The 4175-nt window shown below is 67.1% G+C and carries 4 protein-coding genes and 1 pseudogene; 2 read left to right on the forward strand and 3 right to left on the reverse strand.

Going from position 1 to position 4175, the window contains the following annotated elements; translation table 11 throughout:
* A pseudogene (locus ACRDUX_RS41655) lies at nt 1-1210 on the reverse strand (flavin-containing monooxygenase); the annotation flags it as partial.
* A 96-nt stretch (nt 1211-1306) separates the two neighbouring features.
* Between ACRDUX_RS41655 and ACRDUX_RS41660 the strand changes: the two are divergent.
* Entirely contained in the window at nt 1307-1756 is a 450-nt protein-coding gene (locus ACRDUX_RS41660; protein WP_526423555.1) for a hypothetical protein, read from the forward strand.
* Nucleotides 1753-3027 (forward strand): cytochrome P450, encoded by a 1275-nt coding sequence (locus tag ACRDUX_RS41665; protein ID WP_526423557.1) that lies wholly within the window; start codon nt 1753-1755, stop codon nt 3025-3027. The genes ACRDUX_RS41660 and ACRDUX_RS41665 overlap by 4 nt, the downstream gene beginning before the upstream one ends.
* Here the strand turns inward: ACRDUX_RS41665 and ACRDUX_RS41670 are convergent.
* Both ACRDUX_RS41670 and ACRDUX_RS41675 read right to left on the reverse strand, forming a co-directional pair.
* On the reverse strand, nt 3024-3416 hold the full coding sequence (locus tag ACRDUX_RS41670) for a hypothetical protein (RefSeq protein ID WP_526423559.1): 393 nt from the start codon (nt 3414-3416) through the stop codon (nt 3024-3026). The two genes, ACRDUX_RS41665 and ACRDUX_RS41670, sit on opposite strands and share 4 nt — an antisense overlap.
* Nucleotides 3417-3622: 206 nt before the next feature.
* On the reverse strand, nt 3623-4069 hold the full coding sequence (locus ACRDUX_RS41675) for a hypothetical protein (RefSeq protein WP_526423561.1): 447 nt from the start codon (nt 4067-4069) through the stop codon (nt 3623-3625).
* Nucleotides 4070-4175: the final 106 nt, after the last annotated feature.

Consider the following 4175-nt stretch of genomic DNA (forward strand, 5'->3'; position numbering starts at 1 on the left):
CACTGACGGCACGTCGTTGATCCGGGTAGTCGGGATCGACGCGCGCGGCCTCCAGTCCCTTGTCGCAGCCCGGCCAGAACAGCAGGAACCGGTATCACCTGCCGTAGAACGGGAGATGGCGCAACGCCCACCGCACCCCCGGCCCGACGGCCGCGTGGTAGTTCGGGTTCGGGAACATCCACTGGGCGGTCCGCTGAAAGACGGTGAGGTGTGCGACGTCCTCGGCGATCGTCGGAGCGATCTGGAAACCGCTTGCGCCCGCGCCGATCATCGCAACGCGTTTGCCGCTCAGATCCACCGAGTGGTCCCACTCCGCGGAGTGAAACGCGGCTCCGGAGAACAGGTCTCGGCCCGGGATCGGCGGCAGCTGGGGTCTGTCGAGCTGCCCCACTGCGCTGATGACCGCGCGAGCCTGCAGTGTCGAGACCGTGCCGTCGAGTCCACGCGTGCGGATGGTCCACATCGCCGTCGCGTCATCCCACGACGCGTCGGTGACCTCGGTCTCCCACCGGACGTGCGGCCCGACGCCGTACTTGTCCAAGACGCGCTGGAAGTAGTCCTGCAGCTCTGGCTGTTCGGCGAAGAAGTGCGTCCACTGATCGGTGGGTTCGAAGCTGTAGCAGTAGAAGTGATTTCCGACGTCGACCCGGGCACCCGGATACGTGTTCTGATACCAGGTGCCCCCGGGTCCGGCGTTCTTCTCGACGATCGTAAAGGGGATGCCGGCCTCCTTCAGCCGGATGCCCGCGAGCAATCCGGACTCACCGCAGCCGATGACGACGACGCCGAACTCGCCGCGTGCGGTCTCGGTCGACGTGCTGACCGCGCGGGCATCGGTCCCGTCGAGCTCCATCTCCTCGAGCAGCATCGGCACGTACTCGTCGGGCACCGGCTCGCAGACGAGCCACTCCATCATCTCCTTGAGCAGCTCACCGGTGATCGGCTCGGGCTCTGGGCAGCCGCGGTCCCGGTAGTCGGCGATCATCTTCAGCGCGATCGTGCGAACGGCGGACTTGTCCTCCTCGGACATGTACCCCTGCACCTCGTTGAGGAAGAGTCCGGCCGGCTTCAGCGCGCCGCGGATGAGCGTGGGATCGCCCGCCATGTGGACCAGTGACAGCATCAACGTCGGGATGCTGACGTCGAGCAGCGCTTCGGCGATCTCCTCGTCGGAGTTCGTAAAGGGTTGCCCTGCATGTGGGTTGCGCACCCGATGGTGCTACCACGGCGAAACGGTCACGCGCAGGCCATCCGCGGAAACCGGCGTCGCGGGTTGGGTCCGCGACGGCCGGGGTAAAACTGTTCAATGACGTACGACGCCGAGCACCAGGACGGTTCCGACGCCCACCTCGACCGTCGCCCCACGGGCGTCGACGACGACACGATCGCGGCGGTCGGGAAGGTGTCGGAGGCCTTGGAGTACGTCGAGCGCGCCCGTGGCCATCTGTACTCCTTCCATCAGTTGATCGGCCATGCCGACCTGACGCTCGGCGAAGCCTGCGACGAGCTGCGGTCGGCAGGTCACGAGGCCGTCGCCGACCGTTTGCAGACGGAAATGATGGGCCGCAACGTGCTCCACGGCCGCTGGACCTTCCAGGTCGTCGAGGAGTTCGACGACGGCTACTGGACCGAGTTCCGCGACCAAGAGCGCCGGGTGCGCGACGACCTGCAAGCGGGTGAGCGCCACGTGTTCGAGGCGACGATGAAGGAGCAGCGACGCACTCACGGCCGACTGGGGCACGAGGCCAGACCGTGAGGCGGGTCAATGGCACCCCACCGCCCGACGTGCCGATCTCCGACATCAACCTGGGGTCGTGGGACTTCTGGGCTCTGGACGACGAGATGCGCGACGGCGCGTTCGCCACGCTGCGGCGTGAGGCACCGGTGTCGCATCAGCCGGAGTTCGTCCAGGACGGCTTCGAGCCGGGCAGGGGGCACTGGGCCGTCACCCGCTACGACGACGTCTTCCACGCGAGCAGGAATCCCGAGATCTTCAGCTCGGCCGCAGGCATCGTCATCGGGGACCAGACGCCGGAGCTGGCCGAGTACTTCGGTTCGATGATCGCGATGGACGATCCGCGGCACACCCGGCTGCGCAACATCGTCAGGAGCGCGTTCACCCCGCGGGTGCTGACCCGCATCGAGGACTCGGTCCGCGACCGCGCCCGGCGCCTCGTCGAAGCGATGGTTGCCGACAATCCCGACGGCACGGCCGAATTGGTCTCGTCGCTGGCCGGACCACTTCCGCTGCAGATCATCTGCGACATGATGGGGATCCCGGAAGAGGACCACCTCAAGGTCTTTCACTGGACCAACGTGATCCTGGGGTTCGGAGACCCGGAGATCACGGCCGACTTCGACGAGTTCGTCAAGGTCGCCATGGACATCGGCGCTTATGCCGCCGCCCTTGCCGACGACCGCCGCGCCCATCCTGGTGAGGATCTCACCACCAGCCTGGTCCAGGCCGAGCTCGATGGCGAGCGGCTGACGTCCGCAGAGGTCGCATCGTTCTTCATCCTGTTGGTGGTTGCCGGCAACGAGACGACCCGCAATGCGATCAGCCACGGGGTCCTCGCGCTGAGCAGGCACCCCGAGCAGCGCGACGACTGGTGGAGCGACTACGACACGGTCGCGCCGACCGCCGTCGAGGAGGTCGTCAGGTGGGCCTCCCCCGTTGCCTACATGCGCCGCACGGTGACCCGCGATACCGAACTCGGTGGTGTCGAACTCGTTGCGGGCGACAAGGTTACGCTCTGGTACGGCTCGGCGAACCGCGACGACGCCAAGTTCGACGATCCGTGGTCGTTCGACGTGCGCCGCCACCCGAACCCTCACGTCGGCTTCGGTGGGGGCGGTGCTCATTTCTGCCTCGGCGCGAACCTGGCGCGGCGCGAGATCACCGTCGCCTTCGAAGAACTGCACCGCAGGGTCCCGGACATCGCCGCCACCGAGGAACCGGCTCGGCTGCAGTCTGCGTTCATCCACGGCATCAAGCGACTGCCGGTCGCGTGGACACCGCGGAGCTAGGCGACTCCCTCTTCGAACGCCTCGCAGAGTTCGACCAGGTCGGCTCGGGTCGGCCCGTCGGGCACGGCGGGGCGCCAGCCGCCGGCGAATATCTCTCTGGCCCTTGGTTCGACGGCGTCGAGACTGGCGGGCAGTGCAGCCATCCTGGCGTACGGCTCGACGACGGCGCGAACGGTGTCGTCGGCGGCAGCCGCAGCGACGACGAGGTCCGACGTCAAGCGGCGTGTCGTGTCCACCTCGCCACCGGACCACCGTCGGATCCGGTCGGCGTCGGCATACCGGTGGTCGTCGAACCACGGCCGGATCCGGCCCGACGCGTCGATCACGACGTCGGCCATCAGTCCGCGACCGGCTACCGTCACGCCGAGGACGCGACCTTGATCACGCACCAGCCCGTCTCGTCCGAGGGCGGTCGACGTGGCGTGGTGTGCCACTGATCCCGTGCTCTTCACCCGGTTCGTGAAGGACAGAGGTTGGTCCGTGAAGGCATTCGAGGCGTGGTTGCAGCGCTTGCTGGTCGCTCAACTGCTCGCGTGACTCGTCGGTCCCGGGTTCTGGTGTGAACCCGAGACCGACGAGTCACGTCGCCGTATCCCTAGTTGACTGCGCGGTGGCGCTTCTCGTCGTGCTCGACGCGGATCGACTCATCCCGCTTGATGCGGTCCTTCTCGGCGTCGTCACGCGCGTCGTCGGCATCGTTCTCGCGGCGCGGATCCAGACCGTCGGCGCGTTGACTCTCGGCGTCGAGACGTTCCCTCGAGGACGCGGCCTCGTCGCGATGGGTGGCGGCCCTGTCCGCCAGGCGGGCTGCCTCTGCGGCCTTCGCCTCGGCTTCGGCGGAAGCCGCCCTTGCCTTCGCGTCGGTCTCGGCGGCGACCGCCTCACGCTTCTCCACCCGAGTGTTCTCCTCGCGGACCTCCTCACGGATGCGGTCGGACTCGGCGACGCGCTTGCGATCACGGGTACGGCGAGCGACGAACGCAAGCGCGAGGATCACGAGCAGGACCACCACGATGACCACGACGATGGTATTGGTATCCATGTCGGGACTCCTTCGGCTACTGGCACGTCACGAATTGACGTACTTGCTGATTCCGCGGATTCCCTTGATGGCCTACGTTCAAACCGTCATGGCGTGACGACAGACC

The sequence above is a fragment of the Mycobacterium sp. genome (assembly GCF_050701675.1).
Lineage (GTDB): Bacteria > Actinomycetota > Actinomycetes > Mycobacteriales > Mycobacteriaceae > Mycobacterium.